At 51.0% G+C, this 1627-nt stretch carries 2 tRNA genes and 2 rRNA genes; all 4 read right to left on the bottom strand.

The annotated features are described in order from the left end of the window. Window positions 1–476: ribosomal RNA gene (locus tag L6D77_RS26975) — 23S ribosomal RNA — on the bottom strand; the annotation flags it as partial. 237 nt (window positions 477–713) lie between these two features. Then, a tRNA-Ala gene (locus L6D77_RS26970) sits at window positions 714–789 on the bottom strand. A gap of 6 nt (window positions 790–795) precedes the next feature. Then, a tRNA-Ile gene (locus L6D77_RS26965) sits at window positions 796–872 on the bottom strand. 78 nt (window positions 873–950) lie between these two features. Beyond that, a 16S ribosomal RNA gene (locus L6D77_RS26960) occupies window positions 951–1627 on the bottom strand; the annotation flags it as partial.

The following is a 1627-nucleotide window of genomic DNA, read 5'->3' as shown; positions in this document are numbered from 1 at the left end:
GGTTCTTTTCGCCTTTCCCTCACGGTACTGGTTCACTATCGGTCAGTCAGTAGTATTTAGCCTTGGAGGATGGTCCCCCCATATTCAGACAAAGTTTCTCGTGCTCCGTCCTACTCGATTTCATTGATAAGAGATTTTCGTGTACGGGGCTATCACCCACTATGGCCGCACTTTCCAGAGCGTTCCACTAATCTCAAACCAACTTAAGGGCTGGTCCCCGTTCGCTCGCCACTACTAAGGGAATCTCGGTTGATTTCTTTTCCTCAGGGTACTTAGATGTTTCAGTTCCCCTGGTTCGCCTCTTGCACCTATGTATTCAGTACAAGATAACCAGCTTGTGCTGGCTGGGTTCCCCCATTCAGAGATCTCTGGATCACAGTCTGTTTGCCGACTCCCCAAAGCTTATCGCAGGCTACCACGTCTTTCATCGCCTCTGACTGCCAAGGCATCCACCGTATGCGCTTCTTCACTTGACCATATAACCCCAAGCAATCTGGTTATACTGTGAAGACGACATTCGCCGAAAATTCGCATTTCGCTCAATTAAGAGCAGAACTCACAAATTTTACCTTAGCCTGATCACACACCAGTGAAAGTGCGTGTCAGTCTATCTATCACATATCCGAATTTTTAAAGAACGATCTGACAAAAGTCAGAAATCAACATTCATTGCCGAATGTTCATTTCTAAGTTCTGATCAAGTACAGCGAAAGTGGTGGAGCCAAGCGGGATCGAACCGCTGACCTCCTGCGTGCAAGGCAGGCGCTCTCCCAGCTGAGCTATGGCCCCGCATATTGGTAGGTCTGGGCAGATTTGAACTGCCGACCTCACCCTTATCAGGGGTGCGCTCTAACCAACTGAGCTACAGACCTATATAGGGTCTTGATCGTCTTTACATCATGAATCAAGCAATTCGTGTGGGAGCTCATCAGCAGGCTGATGTCGTCGATTAAGGAGGTGATCCAGCCGCAGGTTCCCCTACGGCTACCTTGTTACGACTTCACCCCAGTCATGAATCACACCGTGGTAACCGTCCTCCCGAAGGTTAGACTAGCTACTTCTGGTGCAACCCACTCCCATGGTGTGACGGGCGGTGTGTACAAGGCCCGGGAACGTATTCACCGCAACATTCTGATTTGCGATTACTAGCGATTCCGACTTCACGCAGTCGAGTTGCAGACTGCGATCCGGACTACGATCGGTTTTGTGAGATTAGCTCCACCTCGCGGCTTGGCAACCCTCTGTACCGACCATTGTAGCACGTGTGTAGCCCAGGCCGTAAGGGCCATGATGACTTGACGTCATCCCCACCTTCCTCCGGTTTGTCACCGGCAGTCTCCTTAGAGTGCCCACCATAACGTGCTGGTAACTAAGGACAAGGGTTGCGCTCGTTACGGGACTTAACCCAACATCTCACGACACGAGCTGACGACAGCCATGCAGCACCTGTGTCAGAGTTCCCGAAGGCACCAATCCATCTCTGGAAAGTTCTCTGCATGTCAAGGCCTGGTAAGGTTCTTCGCGTTGCTTCGAATTAAACCACATGCTCCACCGCTTGTGCGGGCCCCCGTCAATTCATTTGAGTTTTAACCTTGCGGCCGTACTCCCCAGGCGGTCAACTTAATGC

It is taken from the genome of Pseudomonas parasichuanensis, assembly GCF_021601385.1.
Lineage (GTDB): Bacteria > Pseudomonadota > Gammaproteobacteria > Pseudomonadales > Pseudomonadaceae > Aquipseudomonas > Aquipseudomonas parasichuanensis.
Note: the sequence above shows the minus strand (reverse complement) of the source record. Positions and strands in the feature narration are given on the sequence as shown.